Consider the following 24,905-nt stretch of genomic DNA (forward strand, 5'->3'; position numbering starts at 1 on the left):
GTTGGATCTGCTCTACTTCCTCCGGCTCGCCCGGAAGAACTGGCTGCTTCTCGTCCTGTCGCTGATCTTGTCGGTGGGCGTGGCGCTGGTCGTGACCGCGAACACGCCGCCCAAGTACGCCGCGACGATCACCATGCTGTTCTCCAGCCATGACAAGAAGGGCGCGTTCTCGCCCGCATACCAGGTGAGCAGCCTCGCGCAGGGCGCGCAGTCGTACGCCAACCTGCTGACCAGCCGGCGCACGCTGAGCCAGGTGACCAAGCCCGAGGACGTGGAGCGCCTGCGGGACAGTATCACCGCCGAGATCGTGCCGGGCACCGTCATCCTGCGCGCGATGGTGACCGACAGCGACCCGGCCCGGGCCGCCGCGCTGGCGAACGCGCTGGGCACCCGGTTCGCGCGGATGATCGAGCAGATCGAACGCCCGACCCCGACGAGCAGGCCGACCGTCAAGGTCACCATCGTGGACGCGGCAGAGGTGCCCAAGGCACCGGTCAGCCCCGTGCCGCTGCTCAACGTCCTGGTAGGCATGCTGATCGGGCTGGTCGTGGCCGTCAGCTCGCTGATCCTGCGCGATCGTCTCGACACTACGGTCAAGACCTCTGCCGCGCTGCAGGAGGCGTCCGGCAGTTCCACCCTCGGCATCATCGGCTACGAGCGCGACGCGCGCCATCCGCTCATCGGCGCAAAAAACAAAAAAAATAAACAACAACAAAAAACAACACCACCAACAAAAAAAACCCCAAAACCACAAACTACCCAAACTAAACCAAAACACCACCTATACCCTCTAATTTTCTCCCCACTACAAATAACAATCCAACACCCTTCCCCTTCTAACACTTTCATTTCCAATTCTACTAATCACTATCACACCTCCCATAAACACATCCTCTCCATATCCCATAACCCCCCTACTTTCCCCCCTATACCTCTAATCTCTTCCCCCCCTTATCCATACTTCCCTTCCTTCCCCTCTCTACTTACTCTTCCACTATATATTCCCTACTTACCCCTTCCCCTCTTTACTACCTTCCCCCCTTATCACCCAACTATACCTTCCCCTTCCCCTCCCTCAACTCCTTACATTCACCTTACTTTCACCTTTCCTCCTTTATTCCTATTAACCTCCCTTATTTATATATATCATCCTCCCCTTCCTCCCACCCTCCTCCACTTCTCACCTCCGGAACCATCCTGGTCGCCAGGTACGGCCGGACCCGGCACGAGCACGTCGTCCGCGGCATCGAGCTGCTGGCGTCGGTCAGCGCCCGCGTCGTCGGCACGGTGCTCAACTTCGTGCCGGCCAAGGCCAGCCGCTACGACGGCTATGGCTACGGCTATGGCTACGGGCCCGCGGCGCAGGCCGAGGTCAAGACACCGGTGGGTGTGTGAGCAGCCGCAACGGCACCGCCAGCGCCTCGGCGATCCGCCGCCCGGCCGCGCGGTAGGCCCACCGGGACCGGCCGTACGGGTCGGCGATGTCAGGAACGTCCACACGGACCAGGCCGCGCAGCGCCGCGGCCTGGTCCACGAGCGTACGAGCACGGCACACCGGGTCGGGGTCGCCGCCCAGGGCGTCACCGTCCGCCTCGGCCGCCAGCACGCCGAACTCGGCGATGGTGAACGCCCGCGTGGCCGCCGGAAGGTGCAGGGCCACCACCTCGGCCCTGTGGAGGACGGTCGCGGCCAGGACCAGGTCGGCCTCGGCCACCAGCGCGGCCGTCAGCGGCCGGGAGGCGAAGCCGGACGGGTCGCCGCCGAGCCGCAGCAACGTCCGCCGGGCGTGCTCGGGCATCGGCAGGCCGGGCACCGCGCGGGTACCCGCGCTCTCCACGACGAAGCCGGGGCCGAGCGTGGCGCGGGCGAGCCGCTCGGCCAGGGGCGAGCGGCACAGGTTGCCCGTGCACACGAACAGGACGCGGAAGGTGCCCGTCATGGCGCCGCCCGTCATCAGCTCTCCGGAGGGGCCGCGGCGCATCCCGCCGGATCCTGGAGGATCGTCGTGCGCTGCGGCCGGACGAGCGGCTGCACCGGCACCGCCGGTATCGCCGCCGAGGCCGGCTCCAGCAGCGTGAAGTCGAGGGTGCGCGCCTCGCCGGGGGCGAACTCCAGCACCGTGGAGTAGACGGGATGCGATCGCTCCACCTCCCGGATGGGCTCGATCCGCTCGCCGTCCACCCGGGCCTCGGCCAGCCGGGCGCCGACGCTCGCGTACATCGACACCCACAGCAGCGTGGAGCCCTCGGCGTGCCTCCGTTCCGGAGAGTCGAGGCGGGTCGTCACGTAGGCCGGCAGCCTGCGGCGCGGTACGTCGTTGTCCAGCCGCACGCGTACGCGAGAGGCACGCCATCCGCCGCCGCACCGCCCGAGCCGATACTCCAGCGAGCGGCCGAGATAGTAGTCCAGCTTGTTGCCGGCGGAGTTGTTGACGACCAGCTCGGCGAACGGCCCGGGCGCGCTCGGCAGCACCCCGCCGAGCGGGGTGGCGGCCAGGCGGCGCTCCTCGGCCTCGTGGCGGCTCCAGACCTGGATCCGCCGCTCCTCCACCACGTGCGACAGGACGGACATCGCCTCCAGCGGGTCGGGCCGCGCCTGGAACAGGCCATCCACGACCGCGCCGGCGATCTTGATCAGGTAGCGCTTGCGGCGCACCGGGTCGTCGAAGCGGGCGTACGCCTCCCGCTCGGTGAGGTCCACGACGTTGCCGGCGGTCACCATCTCGCCGCTGGGCAGCCGGACGGGACCGATGAGCTTCAGCAGGCGGGACAGACCGATGGGATCGGTGGCGATGGCCCCGTCCAGGCGCTGGCCGCTGTAGCGCCGCCACAGACCGGCCCACGTGGCCGCCGCGTAGGGGAAGTGCGGCGAGAGGTTGGAGACGGACAGGAGCCGGGTCGCGCCGGGCCCGTAACGGGCGCGGTAGGCGCGGCCGTGGTCGGCGACCGCCGAGGAGCTCTTCGGAAGGGCGTCGTTGGCGGCGAGCCTGGTGATGCCGATCCCGTCGCGGCCGGCGTTCAGGATGCCGAAGGCGCCCACGAGCCCGCCGGTGCCGCGGGCCTCGGCGTTGGTCTGGAAGGCCAGGAAGTAGTGGCGCGGGCCGTCGTGGCCCAGCATCGGGGGGAGCAGCGCCGCGGCGTCCGCCCCGGCGCGCAGGTAGCCGAGCAGCCGGTCGGTCTCGCGCAGGGCGCTCGCGCGCGCCGTGTCCAGCTCGGAAAGGCCGGTGGCCGCCGGGGTGGCGGCCAGCGACTGCCTGGCCCGGTCGATCCGGGCGGCGGCGGCCTCCAGCTTCGGCGCGGCCACGGCGAGGTCGCCGAGCAGGCGGGGGACCTCGCGCATGGACAAGCCGCCGGGCCGCACCAGCCCGTCGCCCGCCTGGTGGACGGTGGCGAGGACGTCGGTGAGCTCGGCGGCGGTGCCCGCCAGGCCGCGGACGGCCGTCGCGCCGTCCCCCAGGAAGGGGGTGTGGGTGAGCAACGACCAGTCCGGGCCGGCGGTGAGCCGGTGCGCCTCGGCGGCGTGCCGGCGGGCGTCCGCGAGCGCCTCGCCCATGAGGTGCGGGGCGCTCGCGGGGAGCCGTTCCAGCGCGTCCCTGGCGGCCTGCAGGTGCTCGCGCACGTCCAGGCCGCGACGCGCCTCCCAGGCGCCGGCCAGCGTGAGACACGCGGCCGGGCCCAGCAGTCCGGCGACGAGAAGCCGGCGCCGGTTGCTGCTTGACTGACGGAGGTTCTTACTTGGCATCGGAGGAGCGGCGACGCCTCACGGCGATGACGGTCCCGGCGATGCCGACGAGCAGCAGGCCCGTGCCCGCGGCCACCATCGGCCGGACGTCGGCGCCGGTCATCGGCAGCTCGGGAGCGGCCTCCTTCTTCCAGCACTCCACCTCGAAGCAGCCGCCGTCGGGGCCGCCGTGGGGGCCGCCCCACGGGCCGTCGTCCCACGGGCCGAGGTCGACGGTGAAGTGCTTGTCGATGTCCTGCGGCGTGGGCGTCGGGGTGACGTCGTCGTCGTCATCGTCGACGTGGTCGGTGTCGTCCGCGCCCGCCTCGTCGTCCAGCGGGTTCTCGGTCAGGCCCGCGTCGGCGAGGTCGCCGGTGATGTCGTTCTCACCGGTGACGCCGATCCCGGCCGGGTCGTTGGCCGGTCCGTCCTCGTCCTCGCCGGTGCTGATGCCGCCGGCCTCCGTCTCACCGTTGTGGGACGAGGTCGACGACGTGCAGGACTCCTCGTCGCAGCCGGGCGTCACGAGGTTCGTGAGCGGCTGGGGCGCGGACGAGTTCGACAGGACGTCGAGCTGGCTGAAGTCACCGAGGTCCGCGTCGTCGGACTGCTGTCCGTTCGTCGTGGACGCGTTGGTCTGCTCCTCTTCGTTCTCGCCCACGTCGACCGCGACGGCGTCGGCGGCCGCGGCGTTGTCGTTGTCGGCGTGGTTGTTGTTGTCGAGGCAGGCGGTGAGGTTGACGTCACCGCCGTCCGAGCGGGGGCACGGCGGGTACTGCGGGTCGAGCAGCGGCCCGCGCGTGACCGTGGTCGCCTGCACGGCGGCGGCCGTGTGCACGACGGCCGTGGCCAGCCCCGCGGTACCGAAGGCGATCCCACCTCCCACCGCCACGGCCGCGAATATCGTTTTCCTGACTTTTTCTGCCATTTCGGACTCCCCGAGACGGTAGTGCGGGCCATAGAACATTTCGCCCGGAATATTCAGCGACATGTTCACTACGGAACCCGTTATATGCGCCGGGTCTCGCGACGCTCCGCGCGGCACACGAGCCTTACCGAAGGATCAGGCATCGTTCGCCGGGCGTTGACGCTGTCGTCTGCGGGGTTTTCGGGGATGGTGCGCTGCGTCCGTTTTCTCGCGGACGGTGCCGCGTTCGCGGCTGCTCCGTATGGTAGGAGCGGCTATGTGCGGTAGCTTTACCTTTCGTCCGGTTAGCCGGATCGCTTGCGACAATTCCTTGAAAGCCGGGGAAAAGCGGGCATTTCATGACACGCTCGCTGCGCGAGCTGTCACACCTCCGCTATTTCAGCACGCGATCGCGGCGTGCGGCGCGCGCCACGCGAGGGCGGGCCGTCACCTGCCGGCGCTCGCGCCTTCCGACGCCGTGTCGATCACTTCGTCCAGGACGTCGCGGGAGCGGATCAGCTCCGTGATCATGCGGTCGATGCGGTCGCGCTCCGCGGTGAGCTCGCCCACCAGCTTCGGGGTGGCGACCTCGTTCGGGCGGCCGTCCTCGTCGCGCATGCAGGGCAGCAGTTGCGCGATCTTCTCGCTGTTCAGGCCGGCGGCGTAGAGGGTCTGGATGCGGACGACGCGGTCGACCGCCCACTCGCCGTAGTCCCGGTGGCCGCCGGGCGTGCGCTGCGCGCGCAGCAGGCCCTGGGCCTCGTAGTAGCGCAGGGAGCGCTCACTCACCCCGGTACGCCGGGCCAGCTCACCGATCCGCATGCCCTCACCCCGCCTGACGACGACTTGAATCTGACATTGATGTCAACTTCTACCATGCCGGCACGACGACCACACCCTCCATGGAGGAAGCACGATGAGTGACCTGACCGGCAAGGTGGCGCTGGTGACCGGGGGCAGCCGCGGGATCGGCGCGGCGATATCACGACGGCTGGCCGGCGAGGGGGCGGCGGTCGCGCTGACCTACGTCCAGGCGGAGGACCAGGCGCGCGAGGTCGCCAAGGAGATCGAGGCCGGCGGCGGCCGGGCCGCGGTCATCCAGGCCGACCTGACCGGTCCGCACGCCGCGGCGGAGGCGGTGGAGCGGACGGTGCGCGAGCTGGGCCGCCTCGACATCCTGGTGAACAACGCGGGCTTCCTCGCCTACGGCCCGCTCGCGGAGGTGTCCGCCGAGGACCTGGACCGGGCGCTCGCCGTGGACGTCCGGTCGGTGTTCCTCGCCGCCCAGGCCGCCGCCCGCCACATGGGCGACGGCGGGCGGATCATCAGCATCGGGTCGTGCTTCAACGGGCGCGTCCCCGGGGCGAACTTCGTCGTGCAGGCGATGGCCAAGAGCGCGCTCGTGGGGCTGACCAAGGGGCTGGCCCGGGAGCTGGGGCCGCTCGGGATCACCGCCACCGTCGTGGACCCGGGGCCCATCGACACCGACATGAACCCGGCCGACGGCGAGACCGCCGCCTTCCAGCGCTCCCTCACCGCCCTGGGCCGGTACGGCGAGGCCGAGGACATCGCCGCCGCGGTGGCCTTCCTGGCGGGCCCGGGCGGCCGCTACGTCACCGGCACCGCCCTCGCCGTGGACGGCGGCTACACCGTCTGACCAGGGCCGCACCGACCAATGGGGGCCGCACCGTCCCGCGGGGCCGCGCCGTTCCCGCGGGCCGCAGCGTCCTGCGGGGAGCGCGCCGTCCTGCGGGGCCGCGCCGCCGTGTGGGGCCGCACCGTTCCGGCGGGCCGCACCGTCCCACGGGGGCTGGACGGTCCGGATGCGCGGCCCGACGGGGGCTGCGCCGTGCTGACGAGGGCTGCGCCGTGCGACGGTCTGACGAGGGCTGGGCCGTCCGACGGCGCTCGACCGCGGGACCACCGCCCACGCGGCAGGCGCGGCGAACGCCGTCCAGGACGGGCATGATGGCCGGTGGCCAGGCGCGCGCCTCAGGGCGCCTCCGCCGGCTGGTCGACACCGAAGTTCCCCGCTCCCCTCGTCCGAGGTCGGGACGAGGGGAGTCGGCGTACCCGGGTTCAGCCGTCGCGGGACAGCCAGAGGCCGATGGCGGTGACGCGTGAGTCCACGCCGAGCTTGGCGTAGATGCGGTTGACGTGGTTCTTGACCGTCTTCTCGCTGAGGAAGAGACGCCGCGCGATCTGGCCGTTGGAGTGACCCGTGGCGATGAGGTCCATGACCTCGGCCTCGCGCTTGCTCAGGGACGTGAACACGCTTTCGAACGCTGCGTCGTCGACTCTCATCCGGCCTCCGGGGGCGCGCAGACGGTCAGAATCGCCGATGCCCCCGTGCTTCCGGCGTTAGCGGTAGACAGTGAGCATAACTCGCATTGTCATGTTTTGGGGACGATAGGGGAAAAACGGCAACGGCCGGTCCCTGGGGACCGGCCGTGCGCTCGGGGTGAGTGAAGGGACTTGAACCCTCGACATCCAGGACCACAACCTGGCGCTCTGCCAACTGAGCTACACCCACCATGGCCGCCCCGTGAGGCGGCACAGGAAAATTGTAGCGGTGTTCGGGAGTCTTTTCGCCATCGGCGACGCACCGACACGTGTTCACCGGCTCACACGCGATCCCCGGCGCGCCAGGACAGGTCTGACGCGCGCGGGTCCCGGCCGAGCCGGAGGGGATCAGCCGCTGACGCGCTCCGCCAGCGTGCGGGCCGTCGCCGAGTCGGGCCCCGGCTGGGCCACGAACACCGACGCGCGGTAGTAGCGCAACTCCCTGATGCTCTCCGTGATGTCGGCCAGCGCCCGGTGCCCGCCCTGCTTCTCCGGCGCCGCGAAGTACACCCGGGGGTACCAGCGTCGCACCAGCTCCTTGATGGACGACACGTCGACCATCCGGTAGTGCAGGTAGGAGTCGACCGCGGGCATGTCACGCGAGATGAACGTGCGGTCCGTGCCGATGGAGTTGCCGCACAGCGGCGCCTTCTTCGGCTCGGGGACGTGGCGGCGGATGTAGTCGAGGACGAGCGACTCGGCCTCGGCCAGCGTCACCCCGCCCGCGAGCTCGGGCAGCAGCCCGGAGGCGGTGTGCATCTCGCGGACCACCTGCGACATCTGCTCCAGCGACTCGGGCGGCGGCTTGATGACCACGTCGACGCCCTCGTCGAGCTGGTTGAGCTCGCTGTCGGTGATGACGCACGCCACCTCGACGAGCGCGTCGCGGCCAAGGTCCAGCCCGGTCATCTCACAGTCGATCCAGACCAGCACGTCACTCATTCGTTCTCCTCGCCCAAGCGGCTCGGAGCGCCCGCCCGCTTGCTCTCAGGACCAGCCTAGTGCCAAGCGTCAGGCAGGCTTGAGTGAGCTCAGAACCTTGCCGACCACGTCCGTGCCGAGATTGTCGGGAACCGACACGTAAAAGATGGCCGGACGCTCGCCCTCACCGCGGTCCATGAGCACGATCGCGCCGTTCTCCTTGTTCCACTTGTAGCCCTTCTGCTTCGAGATCTTGCTGAAGTCGTGCTGGAACTGGAGCACCCAGGCGTCCTTGCCGCCGACCTTGATGGCCTTGTCCTGCAAGATCTTGGTCGTGTGCTGGATCTGGTAGTACTTCGCGAAGTCGATGAACACCGTCTTGACCGTCACCCCGAGCCCGCTCTTGCCCTCGTAGGGGTAGACCTCGTTCAGCGTGCCGGTGTAGATGTTGCCGATCCAGTCGTGGCCGTCCTCGTAATCCTGCTGCGCGACCTTCGTGACGCCGCTCGACCACCTCTGCTGGGCGGGGTCGGAGGTGGGGTCGGTGCCGTTGATGTCGGCGTAGCCGGGCACCGTCCAGCCGTCGGGCACCGCGTACGAGAGGCCGGCCTGCGGATCTGAGACGCGGCCGTCCTGCGCCTGCGGCAGCTCGGTCGTGGCCGGTGTGGGCTGCGTGCTGGGCGGCTCCGACTCCGACGGCGACTCCGACTCGGTCGGCGTGGACGACGGCGGCAGGGCGACCGTCGGCTTGTCGCGGTTGATGACGAAGATGCCCGCGACCACGAGGAGCGCCACCACGACCAGCGCGGCCAGGCCACCGAAGATCCACGGCATGGGGTTGCGCTGCTTCGCCGGCGGGGGGTAGCCCGGGCCGGGCAGTTGCGCGCCGCCCCACTGGCCGGGCTGGCCCTGCGCGTAGGGGCCCGGCTCGCCGTACGGACCCTGGCCCCCGTACGTGGGGAGCACCTGGGTGGGCTGCGGCGAGCCGAAGGAGGGCTGACCGGGACCGCCGGGCTGACCGGGAGCGCCGGGCTGGCCGGGGGCCTGCGGCTGGCCGAGGCCGCTCTGCTGGGACGCGCCGTACACCTGGGTCGGCCCGCTCTGCTGCCCGGGCCCGTACGCCTGTCCGGGCCCGCTGGGCTGTCCGGGGCCGTACGCCTGTCCGGGGTCGCCCTGTTGCCCGGGCCCGCCGGGCTGTTCCGGGCCGTACGGCTGGGCCGGTCCGCCGGGCTGGCCGTACTGGAGCGTCGGGTTGGCGGGGGTGGCCGACCAGTCGTGGCCGGGCTGCGACCCCGAGGGCGGCTGCTGCTGTGGCGCCGCCCCGGGCTCCTGCGGATGCGTGGCGTCGGTCCACTGGGCGCCGTCCCACCAACGGAGTTGGGGCGATCCGTAGGGGTCCGGGTACCAGCCCGCGGGGGTCTGCGTGGTCATGCTGGCCAGATTAGTAAGAACCGCATTGATATGCATTGTCGGCGGCCCTCCGGCGCGGGCCGCGCGTCAGCACTTGTACGTGAAGCTCGCCTTGTCGCTGCGCACCGGCCCCGGGGACAGGATCCGGAGCGTGGCCGTCGCCTTGACCGTGGACTTCCCCTTGAGCGTCCACCGCAGCGGCACCTGGTACGAGGTCCGGTCGGAGGTGGTGCGCAGGGTCTGCTTGACCACCTCCTTGTCGAGGTTCTTACGCCATTCGTACTGGATCTCACCCGCGCCGCCGTTCGTCACGATGGTGCCGGTGACCACGACGGCGCTGTCGCAGCCCTGCGTCTTCTTCGGGGCGGCGACGTCCACCGACGCGACGGCCAGGTCCGGCCCGCCGCCGCCCAGCCTCAGCCAGGCGAGGATCGCGCCCGCGATGATCACCGCGAACAGCGCGGCGGCCAGGACCGTGCGGCGGCGCCGGGCCCGCGAGGCGCGGACGGCGCGGGCGCCGTGGACGGTCGGCTCCTCCCTGCCCTCGCGCCAGATCCGCTCGGCGGGGGTCTCGGTGCGTTGCTGGTGGGTGTCCACGTCCACGCCGGGGCCGAACCGCATCGGCGCCGCCCCCTGGGCCGGCCCTCCGTGGGGCGCGGGGGAGCGGCCGGGCACGTGCAGGAGCGTGACGATGTCGCCCTCGTCCACGGGCTCCGGCGGGTACGGCAGGGCTCGCGGCGGGGCCTGGGCGAACGCCGAACGTCCGCGGGCCGCCTGCGCCAGCCGCTCACGGCTGATCGTCCCGCCCGGCAGCGCGCCCCGGCCCGCGAGCAGCGCGTCACGCGCGGCCGCCAGCCCGTGGGTGGTCGCCGTGGCCGCCGCGCGTTCGAAGAGCTGGGCCGCCGCCGGCGCGTCACGCGTCGAGGCCGCCAGCCCGCGCGCCAGCGCGGCCCACGACTCGGCGTCGCGCGCGGGGGGCGAGACCTGGCCGCGGATCGCGTCGCTGAGCCCGCGCTCCGACAGCAGGGCGCCGCCGTCGGCGGCGATGACCACGGTGCCCGGGTGCAGCGAGCCGTGCGTCACCCCGGAGGCGTGCAGCGCCAGCAAGGTCTGCGCCGTCTCCAGCAGCACCGACGCGGCGCCCCCCGGATCGACGGAGCCCGTCCCATACGGTGTCCACGCGGGGCCGCCCGGGGCCGCACCATGCGCCGCCGTCCCGCCGGTCGGGTCGGCGGACGCCGACCCCAGCAGGTCGGCCAGCGTGGGGCTGACCGCCTGCGCGGTGAGCAGCCACACCTGCTCGCCGGCGGCCACCACGTCGGCCACCGGGATCAGGCCGCCCAGCCCGCCCAGCACCAGCCGCTGGTCGGTCATGACCGCGGCCACGACCCGGTCGCGAACCCCGGGCAGCCCGACCACCCTCGGGTCGAAGAGCAGCGCCCCCGCCCGGCGGCCGTCCGGTGAGATCGCGTCGATCCAGTTGCCGACCTCGGTGATCCAGGTGTGTTCGGTGAGCCGGAAGCCGGCGATGCCGTCCCTGGCGTTCTCCATCCCCGTTGCCCCCCGACCCGTCAGCGCTTCCTCCGGTGCCGCCCCGTCATGCGGCGCCGCACCGCAAGTGTGACCGGAACGGCCCCCCACGTCACCAGCCCGGCCGCGAGCAGCGCCCCCGTCGCGCCGTCCCGCTCCTGCGGAAGCGCGAGCGGCGTCTCGCCGTCGCCTGCGGTCGGCTCACCCCGGGTGGGCCCGCCGATCGTGGGCTCGCCCTCGCCGTCGCCGCCCCCACCGCTGGGGGAGGGCTCGATCGTCGGGGACGGCGGTGTGCGGGTCGGTACGGAGACGGTCGGCTGCGGGCTCGTGGCCGGGGGCGAGGACGGCCGCGGCGCGGTCGTGACGCCGTCCTGATCGTCGGCGGTGGCGAGCACCTGCGGCTCGTCCGAGGCGGTCGGGGTGGGCGTCCTGGTCGGCCGCGTCCGCGTCGGGGTGGGCGTCGCCTTCGGCGTGCGGCGCGGGCTCGGGGTGGGCGTCAGGGTCCTCGTCCGGGCCGGGGCGGCGGTCGCCGTCGGCTCGGTGGTCGGCGTCTCCTCGGCCGTGGGCGTCGGGTCCTTCGTGGGTTCCTCCGTCGGCTCCTCGGACGGCTCGTCCGTCGGCTCGTCGGAGGGCTCGTCGAGGCCCGGGTCCCCCGCGGCGGGGGAGGCCGTGGTGGGCGTCACCGTCGTGATCTGCGCCCGCAGGGTCGTGTCGCCGTCGAACGCGTTGACCGCCACCAGGGCCACGCCGACCAGCACGCCGACGCACGCCGTACCGATGACGATCTTCGACGACAGCTTGGCCAGCAGCCGCGACGGCTCGGGGAAGCGGGTCTCGGCCAGCGAGGTCTGCGCCTCCGCCGGGGTCTCCGGCGGGTTCGGGAACAGCGCCAGCAGCAGCGCCGCCAGGCTCGACAGGCGGCGGCGCCCGCGCTCCTCCCAGCCGGCCCCGTACGCCTCGGCCGCCACGGCCTCCAGCTCCGTCAGGAACGCCTCGGCGGACGGCGGCCGCTCGGTGGCCTCCTTGGCCAGGCCCCGCCGGACCAGCTCCTGCAGCGGCGCGGGAACCTCCTCGATCGGCGGCTGGGCGCTCTGGTGCTGCCGGGCGAGCGCGGCCATGTTGGTGGCGCGGAACGGCCGGGTGCCGGTCAGGCACTCGAAGAAGACGACGGTGGCGGCGTACACGTCGGTGGACGGCGCGGCCGGCGCGCCCGACCACTGCTCGGGCGCCATGTACGGCGGGGTGCCGGCGGCGCCGGCCGCGTCGCCGGCCCGCGCCGCGATGCCGAAGTCGACGAGCTTGCTCGCGCCGTCGCCCTGGACCATGACGTTCTCGGGCTTGAAGTCGCGGTGGACCACGCCGATGGCGTGCGCGGCGGCCAGGCCCTTCAGCGAGCCCTTGAGCACGGTCAGCGCGGCCTCGGGGCCGGTCGGGCCCTCGGAGGTGAGGAGCCGGCGCAGGGACACGCCGTTGACCAGCTCCATGACGATCGCCGCGCCGGCGCCGGTCTCGACGTAGTCGATCAGGCGGGCGTTGTACGGGCTGCGCAGCGTCCCGAGCAGCCGGGCCTCGTGCCGGAAGCGCGCGACGAACCCGACGTCGGACCTGAGCTCGTCGGAGAGGTACTTCACGGCGACCTCGGCGCCGTCGTGGTCACGCCGCGCCAGCATCACCCGGCCGGCGGCTCCGCTGCCCAGCTCTCGTACGGTGCGGTACCCGGGGACCTCCCACAGCGCACCACCGTTCATAACGGTCTCCTCTGCACACTTCGGGGCCCCCACCCTGAACAAACGCACCGTAGCTTAACCAGCGGCAAACGCTTTCTGGGCCTGGTTATCCCGATAAGTCGGAAATCGCAATCTTGCCCTGCGCGCACCCGGCACTGTTCGCCGACCGTCCGGCCCGTCCACACCGCTCCTTCGCGCCTTCCCGCTCCCGCCCGCCGGGCGCCGCGGCCCCGCCGAGCGCGGCGTCGGCGACCGGCCGTGCCCGGGAGGGGCGACCGGCCGGGTGCGGGAGGCAGGTGATCAGCCCGGCTCGCCCGGGGCGGGCTGGTCGCCGCTGGGCTCCTCCCGGGGCGACGGCGTCGCGGACGGGGTGGACCTGGGCGGCGGGTCGGCGGACGGCTCATCGCTCGGCTCCTCCGGCTCGCACGCCGGCGTGACGCCGCTCGCCTGGTCGCCGCCCCCGGCCCCGCGCGGCTGGGTCGTCGCCCGTACGACCCAGCGGGCCCCGCACGGCACCTCGCCGAACGCGTGGCTCAGCGTACGGGTGTACGCCGTGTCGCCCGACAGCGTGACCTGCTCGGTGTGCTGCCTCCCCCCGGCCGAGAACGTGACCGACAGCCGCACCGGGCGGTCGTTCAGGGTCGAGACCGTGATCACGGCCACGGCGCCGCCCCGGCCGTCCACGGCGGCCCGCGCGATCGACACCCGGCGGACACCCGCCGGGCAGGTCACCCGGGTCCGCGCGCTCGCCTGCTCGTCGCCCGCCGTCACCGCCACGGACACCGTCGCGTCGCACGGCCGCGTCCTGAAGCCCTGGTCGAACGAGCGGGCGTAGGAGGTGCGCCCGGTGAGCGTGGCGGTCCTCGTGCCGACGGTCTCGCCGTTCAGCGCGAATCTGACCCGCACGGGCACGTCACCCGTGCCGCTCGCCGTCACCCGCACCCGCGCGGTGGCCTCGTCGCCCGGCGAGGGCGCCATGTCCAGCGACACCCGCAGCCCCGTCACGGTCGTGGGGCACGGCGGCACGCTGAGGGTGGCCGTCCTGGGGCCTCCTGGGGCGGCGGGCGTGGTGGCGACGGTCAGCGTGACGGTTCTGCCGCAGGGGCGCTCGGCCAGCGTGTGGCTGAGGGCGCGGGTGTACGACAGGGCCCCGCCGAGCCGGAGCCGTTCCGTGTGGACGGGGTCGCCCGCGACCGCCCAGGTGGCGGTGAGGCCGATGGGCGCCGTGCCGCCCGCGCGGACCGTGACCGTGGCGCCGGCGGTGGCGTCCTCACTCACCGTGAGGTCGCCGAGGGCCAGCGCCGCCACCGTGACCGGCGGCACCGGCGTGGGCGTCAGCGTGACCGGCGGCCGGGTGGTGGGCGGGAAGGGCGTCGGTGTGATCGTCACCGGCGGCCGGGTGGTGGGCGGGAAGGGCGTGGGCGTGATCGTCACCGGCGGCCGGGTGGTCGGTGGGAACGGCGTCGGTGTGATCGTCACAGGGGGTCGCGTGGTGGGCGGGAAGGGCGTCGGTGTGATCGTCACCGGGGGCCGCGTCGTGGGCGGCTGCGTGATCGGCGGCTGGGTGGTGGGCGGCGGCGTCGCCCGCTGCGTGGTGCGGGTGGGCCGCGGCGTCGGTGTCCGGCCGCGGGTGGGCGGCGTCGTGGGGGTGTCGCCGGTCGGCGGGACGATCGCGGGCCTGGTCGCGCTCGGCGGGGGCGGCGGGCTCGGGGTCGCGCTCTCCGTGGCGCCCACCGGCGTGGCGGGCGGCGAGACCAGCTCGGCCGGCCCCGGGGAGTCCGACGGCGCGGCGGCGGCCACGTCGAAGGGCTTGGGCAGCCGGTCCCGGCTCGCCAGCACGAACACCGCCGAGACCGCCACCACGACCGCCAGGCCGGCGCCCGCGGCCATCCGCACCGCGTTGTGCCGCGCGGCCCGCGCCACGGTGCGGCCCAGTCCGTGCCCGTTCCGGAACACGGTCCGCGCCAGGGACGTGCCCGCCTGCGCGGGCGGCGTCTCCGGCACGGGCAGCAGCAGCGCGAGGAGCGCGACCAGCCCGGCCAGGCGCCGCCTGCCGCGCTCCTCCCAGTCCTCGCCGTACGCGGCCCGCGCGGTCTCCTCCAGCTCCGCCACGAACGTCTCGGCGCTGCGCGGCCGGTCGGCGGGGTCCTTGGCCAGGCCGCGCATGATCAGCTCGCGCACCGGCTCGGGCGCGTCCTGGACCGGGATGGGCGCGTACACGTGCTGGTAGCCCAGCACGCTCGGCTCGGTCGAGCGGTAGGGCCGGTGGCCGGTCAGGCACTCGAAGAAGACGGCCGTGGCCGCGTACACGTCGGTCGCGGGCGAGGCGGGGGCGCCGGCCCACAGCTCCGGCGCCATGTACGGGGGCGTCCCCTCGGGACGCGAGGCGGAGCCCTCCCGTACGGCGATGCCGAAGTCGACGAGCTTGCTCACCCCGTCGTCGCGGACGATGACGTTCTCCGGCTTGTAGTCCTTGTGGACCAGCCGCAGCCGGTGCGCCCGCGCGAGGCCGAGCAGCGACCCCTTCAGCACGGTCAGCGCCGCCTCCGGCCCCGTCGTGCCGTTCTCGCGCAGCAGCGCCCGCAGCGACACGCCGTTGACCAGCTCCATCACGATGGCGGCGCCGTCATGGTCCTGCACGTACTCCCACATCGTGGCGATGTGCGGATCGCGCAGGGTGACGAGCAGGCGCGCCTCCGACTGGAAGCGCGCGAGGGACTCGGGGTCGCGCCGTAACTCCTCGGAGAGGTACTTGATGGCGACCTTGACGCCCGTCTCGTCGTGGACGGCCAGCACGACTCTGCCGCTGCCGCCCGACCCGAGCTGCTTGACCTGCGTGTAACCGGGAGCGCTCCACTCCATTTTGCCTCTCCCATCAGGAGCCGGCCCACCTGATGAGACGCGTGATCTAGGAGGATGGTTTGCCAGGTGGTTCCTGATTCATGGAACTACCGACGGCCGCCGATGTGAACAGGCACATCGATACCTTCTCGGAGCGCCTCGTCGGGCACCGGGGCTCCCCACCGCGTGACCAGCGGCAGCACGCCGGCCCAGACGGGCAGCTCGTAGTCCTCGTCGTCGTCCACCGGGCCACCGCGGCGGATCTTGACCGACGCCTCGTCCAGCGACAGGGCCAGCACGGCCGTCTTGGCGAGTTCCTTGCGGTTGGGGCGCCGGGCGTAGTCCCACTGGCCGGGGGCGAGCTGTTCGGTCAGCACGCGCAGGCCGGCCAGGCGCTCCTCCTCGTCGGTCACCAGCCGCGCCCGGCCGTAGATCATGGCCGAGCGGTAGTTGACGGAGTGGTGGAACGTCGAGCGGGCCAGCACGATGCCGTCCACGTGCGTCACGGTGACGCACACGTCGGTCTCCTGGGCGGTCCGCAGCGAGCGGGCTCCGGTGGAGCCGTGCAGGTAGAGGGTGTCGCCGTCGCGTCCGTAGCCGGTCGGCACCACCATCGGGCCGCTGTCGGTCACGACGCCGAGGTGGCAGATCAGTCCGGTGTCCAGCACCTCGTACAGGTCGTCGCGGTCGTCGCTGGCGCGCTCCTTCGAGCGGCCGAGCCGGGTTCGGGGCGTGGGGGAGAGCGGCGTGCCGGTGGGCGGCGTGGTGAAGGCCATGAGGCGACGGTAGTTTGCGAGTGGACCTATCCTGTAGGGCCACTATCCGTGCCTTTCTGGAGACCACTTTCGTGCGCAGCCTGCTCGACCTGCCCGTTTCGCTGGAGCGGCACTCGCCCGTGCCGCTCTCGGCACAGCTCGCCGGCTGGCTGCGCCAGGCCATGCTGGCGGGCACGCTGGCGCCGGGGGAGCGGCTGCCGTCCTCGCGCGGGCTGGCCGGGCAGCTCGGGGTGAGTCGCACGGTGATCACGGAGGCGTACCAGCAGTTGTACGCGGAGGGGTGGCTGGAGGGCCGGCACGGGTCGGGCACGTTCGTGGCCGATCTGGAGGGGGCCCCTCCTGGCGCCGGGCCCGATCAGATCCCGCGCCCCGTCGCCGCTCCGGCCCCCGGCTCCTGGACGGCCGCGCCCACCGCGTCCGTCGCACCCACCGCACCCACCGCGTCCACCGCGTCCACCGCGTCCGTCGCACCCACACCCGCCCCCGCGCTCACGCCCGCCCGCGGGACGGGACGATCCGCCGGGACCGCGCCGACGTCCGCTCTCGGGACAGGGCGATCCGCCGCGCCCACGTCCGCCCGCGGGAAGGGGGGACCCGGCGGCACCGGGGCGGGCCCCGCTGCGAGGGCGGCGATCGACCTGCGGCCCGGCAAGCCCTGGGTGCGCGACTACGACGCCGCCGCCTGGAAGCGGGCCTGGCGCCGGGCCGCCGACCTGCCGCCCGGCGACTCGCCCGACCCGTACGGCCTGCCGCGCCTGCGTGAGCTGCTGGCCGGGCACCTGAGGCGGGCCAGGGGCGTGGCCGTCGGCCCGGAGAACATCATGGTCACCCGCGGCACCGGCAACGGCCTCGACCTGTGCGCGCTCGCCCTGCTCGGCCCCGGCACCCGCGCGGGCGTCGAGGACCCGGGCTACCACGTGGCCCGCACCGTGTTCGCCGCCCGGGGCGCCGAGGTCGTGCCGTGCCCGGTGGACGAGGACGGCGTGATCTCCGACGGCCTGCCCGGCGACCTGCGCCTGCTGTACACGACGCCCGCCCACCAGTACCCCCTGGGCGGCCGGCTGCCCATTCCGCGCCGCGAACGGCTGCTGGCCTGGGCCCGGCGCACCGGCGCCATGATCATCGAGGACGACTACGACGCGGAGTTCCGTTACGACGTCGCCCCGCTGCCCGCCCTGTACGGGCTCGACCCCTCCCGGGTGGTGCTCCTCGGCACGCTGTCGAAGACGCTGGCGCCGGACGTCGGCGTGGGCTGGCTGGTCGGGCCGCCGGAGCTGGTGGACCGCATCGCCGAGCTGCGCCGCGCGGTGGCCGACCGCACGAGCGGGCCGGTGCAGCAGGCCGTCGCCACCCTGATCGAACGCGGCGACCTCGACCGCCACCTGCGCCGGATGCGCCTGGAGTACGCCCGGCGCCGGGCGGCCGTGGTCGAGATCTTGGGCCCGGTCTGCCGGCTGCGCGGCGACACGGCGGGCCTGCACGTGCTCGCCGAGCTGCCGCCGGGCACGATCGGCCGCGTGGTGGAACGGGCCGCCGAGCGGGGCGTGCTGCTGGACGAGCCCGAGCGCCACCGGCACCGGCCGGGCGCGCCGTTCGGCCTGGTGATCGGGTACGGCTCGGCGTCGCTGCCGGACGTGCGCCGCGCCTGCCGCGTCGTCGCGGACCTGATCACCCAGCCGACCCGATCGCCCGGCCGCCACTGATCGCCCAGCCGCCACTGATCACCCGGCCGCTACTGATCGCCCAGCCGCCACTCATCGCCCAGCCGCCGCGGAGCACCCGGCCGCCGCTGATCGCCCAGCCGAACCGATCACCCAGGGGGAACGGTCAGACCGGTGGCGGCGGGGCCGGCGGCAGGTGGCGCACGACCGGCAGGGCCCGGGTCGCGTAGACCGGGTCGACCGGCAGCACGTGCCGCGCCCACCAGCGGGCGACCTCCGGGTACGGCGACGGCTCGGTGAACCCGGGCGCGTAGTCGTCGTACGGCGGGTCGTACAGGTAGCCCACCGCCACCCCGTGCCGCTCCAGCGCGGCGATGGCCGCGTCGCGGTCGCGCACCAGCAGCGGCACCCGGAACAGCGGCTGGTCGAGCTGGTCGCGCACGCCCTCGGCGACCGTGGGCAGCTCGGCCAGCAGCCGCACCCCGGCGAGCCGCCGCCTGCGCTCCGCGACGACCCCGGCCAGGCGGGCCTCCTGGTAGCGCCGGGCGATCCGCCCCTTGCGCACCCGGTAGTCGTGCAGGTCGGCCCGCACCCACGGGTCGAACGGCGCCAGCTCGGGCACGTGCTTCATGGTGCGGCGCAGCTCGTCGCCGCGCAGCTCGATGCGGTAGCCGAGGCGCTCCTCCTGGAGGCCGAGCGCGCGGGCCAGCCGCAGCGCCGGGCGGACCAGGTCGAGCCGGAGCGCGGCGCGCCGCGCCGCGGACGTGGCGACGGCGATCAGCTCCTGCCGCCACGACCCGGGCTCCAGCACCTGGTCGCGGGCGTGTTCGAGGGCCAGCAGGTCCTCCTCGCGCTCCACGGCCAGCACGCCGCCGGACCCGGCGCCGCAGTGCTTGGACAGGCTGTAGACGCCGGCCTGGCCGAAGGTGCCGAGCGGGCGCCCGTCCACGGACGTCTCCAGGGCGTGGGCGACGTCCTCGATGAGGATCTTCCCGGTGAAGGCCCCGACCCGGTCGGGCAGGCCGTACATGTTGGTGGTGAGGACCGCGTCCACGGTGGACAGGTCGACGCGCGCGACGTCGATGTTGCCGTCACGCGGCGACAGCGGCGCCATGACCGGCCGCAGGCCGGCGGCGATCACCAGGAACAGGATCTCGTCGGCGGAGACCGGCGACATGAGCAGCCGCTGCCCGGGCACGCACCAGTGGCGCAGCGCGAGGTAGAGGCCGAGGCGGTTGGAGGGGAGCACCAGGCAGTGGCGCCCGGTCCGCTCCGCTAACCCCGTCATGACTGCAGGGCCGTGCGCAGACGGCCGAACGTCTTGAGCACCCGGTCGGCCGTGCGGTGCAGGACGGGGTTGGCCAGGACCGTGGCCCGCGTCTTGCGCACCGGCACGCGCATCAGCCAGTGGACGCCCGCGGCGGGCCGCACCGTGGCGACGCGGCCCTCGGCGACCTCGTACTCGCCGTTCTTCAGCTTGTCCTTGTACTCCTTCTGGCCCCGCCCCATGTCGATGACCTGGATGCCGGACTCGGCGGCCCGCTCGGCCATGGCCAGGTGGTGGATGAGGCCGGGGGAGTACTTGGCGTAGGCGGTGTCGTAGGCCGGGAACCAGCCGACGAGCGTGGTGCGGGTGCGCAGGCCGAAGTGGCCGGCGATGGGCACGTCGCCCGCGTAGACCATGTCGAGCACCCCGGCGAAGTGCTCGGTGTCGGTGGCCTGCAGCCGCTCGACCAGCTCGACGATCCACCGGTGCGCGAACCGGTCGGTGCGGCCGGTGCGGCGGTACTGCTCGGCCTTCCAGCCGATCAGGGTGTGCAGCGGCTCGACGTCGGAGGTCGCGTAGTCGTGGCGGATGCGCCCGGCGTCGCGTTCGAGCTTGCGCTGCTTGGCGAGGGTCGTCTTGTAGGTCTTGCCCGAGTGCTCGCGCAGGAAGGCGGTGTAGGTCTCGTAGCCGTCGCGCAGGTCGATGATGGGCGACGGGTGGGTCTCGTGCCGGGCGGCCAGCATGGGCTGGCCGGCGACCAGGTGGTCGAACTCGTAGACCGACAGCCCGCACAGCCGCAGCAGCCGGTGCGGGTCGATCTCGACGTCCTTGGCGTGCACGAGACCCTGCGCGTCGGTGAGCCCCGCCGCGACCGGCTTCCCGATGCCGAGCGGATGTCGCTCGAACGGGAAGAACCCCACGATGTCGGCGCCGTCGTAGATGACCGCGACCCGTACGAGGTCGCGCAGTTCGCCGACGGTGAGGGTGAACTCGGGCGACAGGAAGGGGTTGTCGAACCCCGCGTGCGCCTCCTGGAGCGTCCGCCACCGGTTCAGCTCCGGTGCGCCCAGTTCGCGGGGGTGTGCAAGTGAGACGCGCATGGGCTCCTACTGGCGATATGCCGTGTGCTGACGAGCGTTGGAGGGTCCGCCGTGCAAGGAAAGGTTAACCGTTGCTCTCCTATGTCATTCACGCAGGTCCGGAACGTTACACAACTCTAAGCTGGCATTCATAACCGAGTGACGTTCTAATGTGTGTCCATGACGGTCCCCGGAATCGACCTGCCGCGCCTGACCGCGTGGATGGCGAACCACGTGCCCGACGCGGGCGAGCCGCTGTCAGTGTCGCTGATCTCGGGGGGCAGGTCCAATCTGACCTACCTCGTCGCGGGTCGCGACCGGCGGGTGGTGCTGCGCCGCCCGCCGCTCGGCCACGTGCTGCCCACGGCGCACGACATGCGGAGGGAGTGGCGGGTGATCTCCGCCCTGGCCCCGACGCCGGTCCCGGTGCCCGAGCCGGTCGCCTTCTGCGCCGACGAGGACGTCATCGGCGCGCCGTTCTACCTGATGGGGTACGTCGAGGGCGCGGCCGTGCGCACCCGGGAGGAGCTCGGCGAGGCCACGCCCGAGCAGGCGCGGCGGCTGTCGGAGCGGCTGGCCGAGGTGCTGGCCGCCATCCACGCCGTGGACCACCGCGAGGTGGGCCTGGAGGGGTTCGGCCGCCCCGACGGCTACCTGGCCCGCCAGCTCGACCGCTGGTGCCAGCAGTGGGAGCGCTCGAAGACCGCCGACCTGCCCGAGTACGACCGGCTGGTGGCCAGGTTGCGCGAGCGCCTGCCCGCGGCGTCGGCCGGCACACTCGTCCACGGCGACTACCGGCTCGACAACACCCTCGTCCGGCTCGCGCCCGGGCCCGAGATCCTGGCCGTGGTGGACTGGGAGATGTCCACGCTCGGCGACCCGCTGGCCGACCTCGGGCTGACGCTCACCTACTGGCAGGACCCCGGCGACGAGGAGCGCGCCGCGATCCCGGTGGCCGGCGACGTGACGCTGGCGCCGGGCTTCCTGACCGCGGCGGAGTTCGCCGCCCACTACGCCAAGGTCTCCGGCCGCGACATCCCGGACCTGGGCTTCTACGTCGCCTTCGGCAACTTCAAGCTCGCGGTCATCGTGGAGGGTATCCACGCGCGCTTCCGTCAGGGTAAGACCGTGGGGGAGGGCTTCGCGGAGATCGGCTCCGCGGTGCCCGTCCTCATCGCCCGCGCCCACCGCATGCTGGAGCCCGCATGAGCACTGTCGCGTTGATCACCGGTGCGGCGAGCGGCATCGGCGCCGCCGTCGCCCGCCGCCTGTCGGCCGGCGGCGCCCGATGCGTCCTCGTGGACCTCGACGGGGAGGGCGCCGAGCGTGTCGCCAAGGAGACCGGCGGGGTGGCGCTGGCCGCCGACGTCAGCACCGAGGAGGCCAACCGCGCGGCCGTCGAGCTGGCCGAGCGGCGCTTCGGCAGGCTCGACGTCGTCCACCTCAACGCGGGCGTCGTCGCCGGCGTCGACCTCGGCGCGTTCGACGCGGCCCGCTACCGCACGGCGATGGGCGTCAACGTGGACGGCGTCGTGTTCGGCGTCGTGGCCGCCCTGCCGCTGCTGCGGCGCTCGGGCGGCGGCGCGATCGTGGTGACCTCCTCGCTGGCGGGGCTCGTCGGCTACGACGGCGACCCGGTCTACACGATGACCAAGCACGCCGTGGTCGGCCTCGTCCGCGCGCTCGCCGTGCCCCTCGCCGCCGAGGGCGTCCGCGTCAGCGCCGTCTGTCCCGGCTTCACCGACACCCCTCTGGTGGCCGGGGCGCGAGAGACCTTCGTGAACGCCGGCTTCCCGCTGCTCACCGCCGAGGACGTGGCCGCGGCCGTCGAGAGCGCCTGCTACGCCGACCCCGGCACGTTGCTCATCGTGCAGCCGGGGCGGCAACCGGTGCCGTACCGTTATGCGGGCGTGCCCGGGCCGGCGGGTGGCGAGCGGCCGCCCACGCCCTGATGCCGCACGCAAGCACCTTGCAAGCGGCATAGATACGGTAATACGTGCGGAGAGGTGCCCAAAGGGGCATCACGCAGCGTGAGGGCGGAGGTTCCCGTGATTCCCACCGATGGTCGGCATGCCCGTAGACGGTCGCCGTGGCCACTGGCGGTGGGCGCGGGGATCGTGGCGGTACTCCTGGTCGTGGGCATCATGGTGTACGCGGGGACGCGCGGCTCGCGCGACGAGTTCAAGGGCGGCGAGGTGGCCAAGGCCGGCCCGTCGCAGCCCGCCCCCACGCTCGCGCCGCCGCCGAAGCTCGACAACTGGCCGCGCTGGGGCGTCACCCACACCCAGTACAGCGCCGACAACGCTCCGCGGCCCGTGGCCGAGCAGGCCAAGGGCATCCTGGGCCGCGTCCCCCTCCTGCAGAACCAGCACATCATGGGCTGGGGCGCCGGCAACCCCGAGCCGAGCCCCGGCCAGTACAACTTCACCGAGCTCAACCGCCGCATGTCGTTCATCGCGTCCTCGCGCGGCATGCCGGTCATCACGCTCTGCTGCGCCCCCGACTGGATGAAGGGCGGCCAGGCCGGGCGCACCGACTGGAGCAAGAACCACACGGTCGCCCCCGAGCGCGAGCACTTCGACGACTTCGCCAAGCTCGCGGCCAGGATCGCCCGGCAGTACCCGACCGTGAAGCACTTCATGGTCTGGAACGAGTTCAAGGGCTTCTGGGACCCCACGACCAACCGGTGGGACGCCGAGGGCTACACCGAGCTGTACAACAAGGTCTACGACGCTCTCAAGCGCGTGGACGGCGACATCCAGGTGGGCGGCCCGTACGTGCCGATCGAGACCACCGCCGCCCCCGGCCCCTCCGAGCTGAGCGGCCCGTGGGGCACGGTCGACCAGCGCGCCCTCGACGCCATCGAGTACTGGATCGAGCACAAGAAGGGCGCCGACTTCATCGTCGTGGACGGCGCCACCATGACCACCGACAAGGGCAACGTCCCCGACGACTTCGCGGCGCAGGCCAAGTTCGGCGCGATCACCTCGTGGTTGCGCAAGAAGGCCAACGACATGCCCGTCTGGTGGGCCGAGTGGTACGTCGAGCCGCAGAACAGCGGCTGGAGCGAGGAGAAGCGCACCGCCGTCCAGGCGACCACGATGATGGAGTTCGCGCGCAGCGGCGTCACCTCGGCCCTCTACTGGAACCCGCAGCAGAAGGGTGGCGTCAAGGAGTGCCACGGCTGCGTGTGGGCCGCCGACGGCCAGGAGATGCCCATGGCGGGGCTGCTCAGCGGCTTCACGCGGTGGTTCCCCGTCGGGGTGGCGCTGGAGCAGGTGCAGTCGTCGGACGCGCGGGTCAAGGTCCTGGCGCAGGCCCAGCAGCTCGTCATGGTCAACACCGCCGACCGCGACGTGACGGCCACCGTGGACGGCAGGCAGGTCACGCTCAAGCCGTACGAGATCAAGTGGAGCGGGCGGGGTCAGGGCTGATTCGTCAGTGCTGCTTCGTCAGGGCTGGGCGGCCTGCGGGGCCGGGGCGGCCTCCAGGGTCCGCCCCGGCCGGTTCCAGTAGGTGAGGTAGCGCAGCACCCACTCCACCGGGCCGTACCGGTGCCCGCGCAGCCACAGCCGGCTGTAGGTAACCTGCGCCGTGAAGATGCCCAGCGCGATCAGCACCTCCGAGGGCGGGCTGACCCGGTCCACCAGCGCCATGCCGTACCCGGTGAAGATCAGGCCGCAGATCAGCGACTGGCCGAGGTAGTTGGACAGCGCCATGCGGCCCGGCGCCGCCAGCAGGCCCGCCAGGCGCGGCATGTGCGGCAGCAGGCGCAGGAACGTGGCAGCGTAGGCGGCGGCCAGCAGCGGCGCGGTCACGAGGTCCAGGGCCTCGCCGAGGAACTTGTGCACCGTTCCGGTCCACGCCGACATCGTGTAGACGGCCGCGCCGCCGAGCCCGACGGTGAAGCCCACCCACTGCAGCCGCCGCAGCGCCTTGGTGTGCGCCGACGGGTCGCGCAGCAGGCCCAGCTTGCCGACCGCGAGGCCGATCAGCGCGGCGGCCAGCACGGCCGGCCCCTGGAACAGCAGGCGCAGCAGCACGATGAGGGACAGCTTGCGCAGGTGCTCGGAGACGATCTGGCCGGCCGAGCCCGCCAGCGACCGGTCGGACTTGATCGCCTCGGCGACGCCGTGGGACACCGTGCCGGCGGTGTCCAGGCCCAGCGCCGCCAGCCCGGCCAGGAACACGAAGCCCAGCGCCAGCAGGCTCGTCAGCACGACCGCCAGCATGATCGCGTTCTTCGGCGAGAGCTTGCGCAGCAGCAGCAGTGCGAGCCCCACCCCCGCGTACGTCGTGAGGATGTCACCGGGGAACAGCAGCACGGCGTGCGCGATGCCGATCAGGAACAGCCCCGCCACCCGTCTCAGGAACATCGGCGTGAACGGCATGCGCCGGCGCACCGCGGAGTCGAGCTGCAGCGTGAAGCTGTAGCCGAACAGGAAGGAGAACAGCAGGTAGAACTTGTTCTCCAATAACAGTGTCACGCTCCAGCGCACGCCCCAGTCGAGCGTGGACTGGAACGCGGGCTCCGCCATCCCGGCCATCCGGAAGCCGGAGGCCAGGAAGGCGATGTTGACCAGGAGGATCCCGAGCAGGGAGAAGCCGCGGAGGGCGTCGACCGAGGTGATCCTCGACGCCCTCGCGCCCTGCGTGGCGCCGTCTGTCCGTTGTGCCGTCATCACGGAACATCATCCCGCATTACCTGAGAGGTTCCTGTGAG

General features: G+C 72.8%; 19 protein-coding genes, 1 tRNA gene and 1 pseudogene. 6 read left to right on the forward strand and 15 right to left on the reverse strand.

Annotated features, from left to right (window positions below):
• Position 1: 1 nt before the first annotated feature.
• Positions 2 to 202: pseudogene (locus HD595_RS47270) on the forward strand (hypothetical protein); the annotation flags it as partial.
• Between the two features lie 1,170 nt (positions 203 to 1,372).
• Here the strand turns inward: HD595_RS47270 and HD595_RS26455 are convergent.
• The 4 genes from HD595_RS26455 to HD595_RS26470 all read right to left on the reverse strand — a co-directional run bounded on the left by HD595_RS26455 (position 1,373) and on the right by HD595_RS26470 (position 5,449).
• Positions 1,373 to 1,981, reverse strand: coding sequence for an arsenate reductase/protein-tyrosine-phosphatase family protein (locus HD595_RS26455; protein ID WP_301309603.1), 609 nt, complete (start codon positions 1,979 to 1,981; stop codon positions 1,373 to 1,375).
• Positions 1,954 to 3,741, reverse strand: a complete 1,788-nt coding sequence (locus HD595_RS26460; RefSeq protein WP_253773519.1) for a DUF4012 domain-containing protein — start codon at positions 3,739 to 3,741, stop codon at positions 1,954 to 1,956. Before HD595_RS26460 ends, HD595_RS26455 begins: the two co-directional genes overlap by 28 nt.
• Positions 3,731 to 4,612 (reverse strand): LPXTG cell wall anchor domain-containing protein, encoded by an 882-nt coding sequence (locus HD595_RS26465; RefSeq protein WP_253773521.1) that lies wholly within the window; start codon positions 4,610 to 4,612, stop codon positions 3,731 to 3,733. Before HD595_RS26465 ends, HD595_RS26460 begins: the two co-directional genes overlap by 11 nt.
• A 462-nt stretch (positions 4,613 to 5,074) precedes the next feature.
• A complete protein-coding gene (locus HD595_RS26470; protein WP_253773523.1) occupies positions 5,075 to 5,449 on the reverse strand; it encodes a MerR family transcriptional regulator in 375 nt (124 codons plus the stop codon).
• Positions 5,450 to 5,543: 94 nt separating this feature from the next.
• Here HD595_RS26470 and HD595_RS26475 point away from each other — a divergent pair, with 94 nt between their 5' ends.
• Entirely contained in the window at positions 5,544 to 6,284 is a 741-nt protein-coding gene (locus HD595_RS26475) for an SDR family NAD(P)-dependent oxidoreductase (protein WP_253773525.1), read from the forward strand.
• Between the two features lie 422 nt (positions 6,285 to 6,706).
• Here HD595_RS26475 and HD595_RS26480 read toward each other — a convergent pair whose 3' ends face one another.
• The 8 genes from HD595_RS26480 to HD595_RS26515 all read right to left on the reverse strand — a co-directional run bounded on the left by HD595_RS26480 (position 6,707) and on the right by HD595_RS26515 (position 16,175).
• On the reverse strand, positions 6,707 to 6,901 hold the full coding sequence (locus HD595_RS26480; protein ID WP_253773527.1) for a helix-turn-helix domain-containing protein: 195 nt from the start codon (positions 6,899 to 6,901) through the stop codon (positions 6,707 to 6,709).
• Positions 6,902 to 7,087: 186 nt separating this feature from the next.
• Positions 7,088 to 7,160, reverse strand: a tRNA-His gene (locus tag HD595_RS26485).
• Between the two features lie 158 nt (positions 7,161 to 7,318).
• Positions 7,319 to 7,912 (reverse strand): oligoribonuclease, encoded by a 594-nt coding sequence (gene orn / locus HD595_RS26490; protein ID WP_253773529.1) that lies wholly within the window; start codon positions 7,910 to 7,912, stop codon positions 7,319 to 7,321.
• 69 nt (positions 7,913 to 7,981) lie between these two features.
• The gene (locus tag HD595_RS26495; RefSeq protein ID WP_253773531.1) at positions 7,982 to 9,322 is read right to left on the reverse strand and encodes a DUF2510 domain-containing protein; all 1,341 of its coding nucleotides are present in this window, start codon (positions 9,320 to 9,322) and stop codon (positions 7,982 to 7,984) included.
• 66 nt (positions 9,323 to 9,388) lie between these two features.
• The gene (locus HD595_RS26500; protein WP_253773533.1) at positions 9,389 to 10,852 is read right to left on the reverse strand and encodes a protein kinase family protein; all 1,464 of its coding nucleotides are present in this window, start codon (positions 10,850 to 10,852) and stop codon (positions 9,389 to 9,391) included.
• Between the two features lie 20 nt (positions 10,853 to 10,872).
• The gene (locus HD595_RS26505) at positions 10,873 to 12,579 is read right to left on the reverse strand and encodes a serine/threonine-protein kinase (protein ID WP_253773535.1); all 1,707 of its coding nucleotides are present in this window, start codon (positions 12,577 to 12,579) and stop codon (positions 10,873 to 10,875) included.
• Between the two features lie 279 nt (positions 12,580 to 12,858).
• Positions 12,859 to 15,420, reverse strand: coding sequence for a serine/threonine-protein kinase (locus HD595_RS26510; protein ID WP_253773537.1), 2,562 nt, complete (start codon positions 15,418 to 15,420; stop codon positions 12,859 to 12,861).
• Between the two features lie 86 nt (positions 15,421 to 15,506).
• Entirely contained in the window at positions 15,507 to 16,175 is a 669-nt protein-coding gene (locus HD595_RS26515; protein WP_253773539.1) for a pyridoxamine 5'-phosphate oxidase family protein, read from the reverse strand.
• An 80-nt stretch (positions 16,176 to 16,255) separates the two neighbouring features.
• On the opposite strand from HD595_RS26515, the gene HD595_RS26520 reads away from it, so the two are divergent.
• Positions 16,256 to 17,878: an aminotransferase-like domain-containing protein gene (locus tag HD595_RS26520; protein ID WP_301310742.1), complete on the forward strand. Its 1,623-nt coding sequence runs from the start codon at positions 16,256 to 16,258 to the stop codon at positions 17,876 to 17,878.
• A 124-nt stretch (positions 17,879 to 18,002) separates the two neighbouring features.
• On the opposite strand, the gene HD595_RS26525 is transcribed toward HD595_RS26520, so the two are convergent.
• The gene (locus tag HD595_RS26525; RefSeq protein WP_253773543.1) at positions 18,003 to 19,124 is read right to left on the reverse strand and encodes a DegT/DnrJ/EryC1/StrS family aminotransferase; all 1,122 of its coding nucleotides are present in this window, start codon (positions 19,122 to 19,124) and stop codon (positions 18,003 to 18,005) included.
• Positions 19,121 to 20,203: a GNAT family N-acetyltransferase gene (locus HD595_RS26530; RefSeq protein ID WP_253773545.1), complete on the reverse strand. Its 1,083-nt coding sequence runs from the start codon at positions 20,201 to 20,203 to the stop codon at positions 19,121 to 19,123. The genes HD595_RS26525 and HD595_RS26530 overlap by 4 nt, the downstream gene beginning before the upstream one ends.
• Before the next feature lie 159 nt (positions 20,204 to 20,362).
• Between HD595_RS26530 and HD595_RS26535 the strand changes: the two genes are divergently transcribed.
• The 3 genes from HD595_RS26535 to HD595_RS26545 all read left to right on the forward strand — a co-directional run bounded on the left by HD595_RS26535 (position 20,363) and on the right by HD595_RS26545 (position 23,616).
• Positions 20,363 to 21,391 (forward strand): phosphotransferase family protein, encoded by a 1,029-nt coding sequence (locus HD595_RS26535; RefSeq protein ID WP_253773547.1) that lies wholly within the window; start codon positions 20,363 to 20,365, stop codon positions 21,389 to 21,391.
• Positions 21,388 to 22,134, forward strand: coding sequence for an SDR family oxidoreductase (locus HD595_RS26540; protein ID WP_253773549.1), 747 nt, complete (start codon positions 21,388 to 21,390; stop codon positions 22,132 to 22,134). The genes HD595_RS26535 and HD595_RS26540 overlap by 4 nt, the downstream gene beginning before the upstream one ends.
• Before the next feature lie 165 nt (positions 22,135 to 22,299).
• Positions 22,300 to 23,616 (forward strand): GH39 family glycosyl hydrolase, encoded by a 1,317-nt coding sequence (locus HD595_RS26545; RefSeq protein ID WP_253773550.1) that lies wholly within the window; start codon positions 22,300 to 22,302, stop codon positions 23,614 to 23,616.
• An 18-nt stretch (positions 23,617 to 23,634) separates the two neighbouring features.
• Here HD595_RS26545 and HD595_RS26550 read toward each other — a convergent pair whose 3' ends face one another.
• Entirely contained in the window at positions 23,635 to 24,864 is a 1,230-nt protein-coding gene (locus HD595_RS26550; RefSeq protein ID WP_253773552.1) for a DUF418 domain-containing protein, read from the reverse strand.
• Positions 24,865 to 24,905 lie beyond the last annotated feature (41 nt).

The sequence above is a fragment of the Nonomuraea roseoviolacea subsp. carminata genome (assembly GCF_024172185.1).
Lineage (GTDB): Bacteria > Actinomycetota > Actinomycetes > Streptosporangiales > Streptosporangiaceae > Nonomuraea > Nonomuraea roseoviolacea.

Excerpts from the sequence above, each read along its gene's own strand:
- HD595_RS26455 (WP_301309603.1), bottom strand. The coding sequence starts at position 1,981 with ATGCGCCGCGGCCCCTCCGGAGAGCTGATGACGGGCGGCGCCATGACG.
- HD595_RS26460 (WP_253773519.1), bottom strand. The coding sequence starts at position 3,741 with ATGCCAAGTAAGAACCTCCGTCAGTCAAGCAGCAACCGGCGCCGGCTT.
- HD595_RS26470 (WP_253773523.1), bottom strand. The coding sequence starts at position 5,449 with ATGCGGATCGGTGAGCTGGCCCGGCGTACCGGGGTGAGTGAGCGCTCC.
- HD595_RS26475 (WP_253773525.1), top strand. The coding sequence starts at position 5,544 with ATGAGTGACCTGACCGGCAAGGTGGCGCTGGTGACCGGGGGCAGCCGC.
- orn (WP_253773529.1), bottom strand. The coding sequence starts at position 7,912 with ATGAGTGACGTGCTGGTCTGGATCGACTGTGAGATGACCGGGCTGGAC.
- HD595_RS26495 (WP_253773531.1), bottom strand. The coding sequence starts at position 9,322 with ATGACCACGCAGACCCCCGCGGGCTGGTACCCGGACCCCTACGGATCG.
- HD595_RS26500 (WP_253773533.1), bottom strand. The coding sequence starts at position 10,852 with ATGGAGAACGCCAGGGACGGCATCGCCGGCTTCCGGCTCACCGAACAC.
- HD595_RS26505 (WP_253773535.1), bottom strand. The coding sequence starts at position 12,579 with ATGAACGGTGGTGCGCTGTGGGAGGTCCCCGGGTACCGCACCGTACGA.
- HD595_RS26510 (WP_253773537.1), bottom strand. The coding sequence starts at position 15,420 with ATGGAGTGGAGCGCTCCCGGTTACACGCAGGTCAAGCAGCTCGGGTCG.
- HD595_RS26515 (WP_253773539.1), bottom strand. The coding sequence starts at position 16,175 with ATGGCCTTCACCACGCCGCCCACCGGCACGCCGCTCTCCCCCACGCCC.
- HD595_RS26525 (WP_253773543.1), bottom strand. The coding sequence starts at position 19,124 with ATGACGGGGTTAGCGGAGCGGACCGGGCGCCACTGCCTGGTGCTCCCC.
- HD595_RS26530 (WP_253773545.1), bottom strand. The coding sequence starts at position 20,203 with ATGCGCGTCTCACTTGCACACCCCCGCGAACTGGGCGCACCGGAGCTG.
- HD595_RS26535 (WP_253773547.1), top strand. The coding sequence starts at position 20,363 with ATGACGGTCCCCGGAATCGACCTGCCGCGCCTGACCGCGTGGATGGCG.
- HD595_RS26540 (WP_253773549.1), top strand. The coding sequence starts at position 21,388 with ATGAGCACTGTCGCGTTGATCACCGGTGCGGCGAGCGGCATCGGCGCC.
- HD595_RS26550 (WP_253773552.1), bottom strand. The coding sequence starts at position 24,864 with ATGACGGCACAACGGACAGACGGCGCCACGCAGGGCGCGAGGGCGTCG.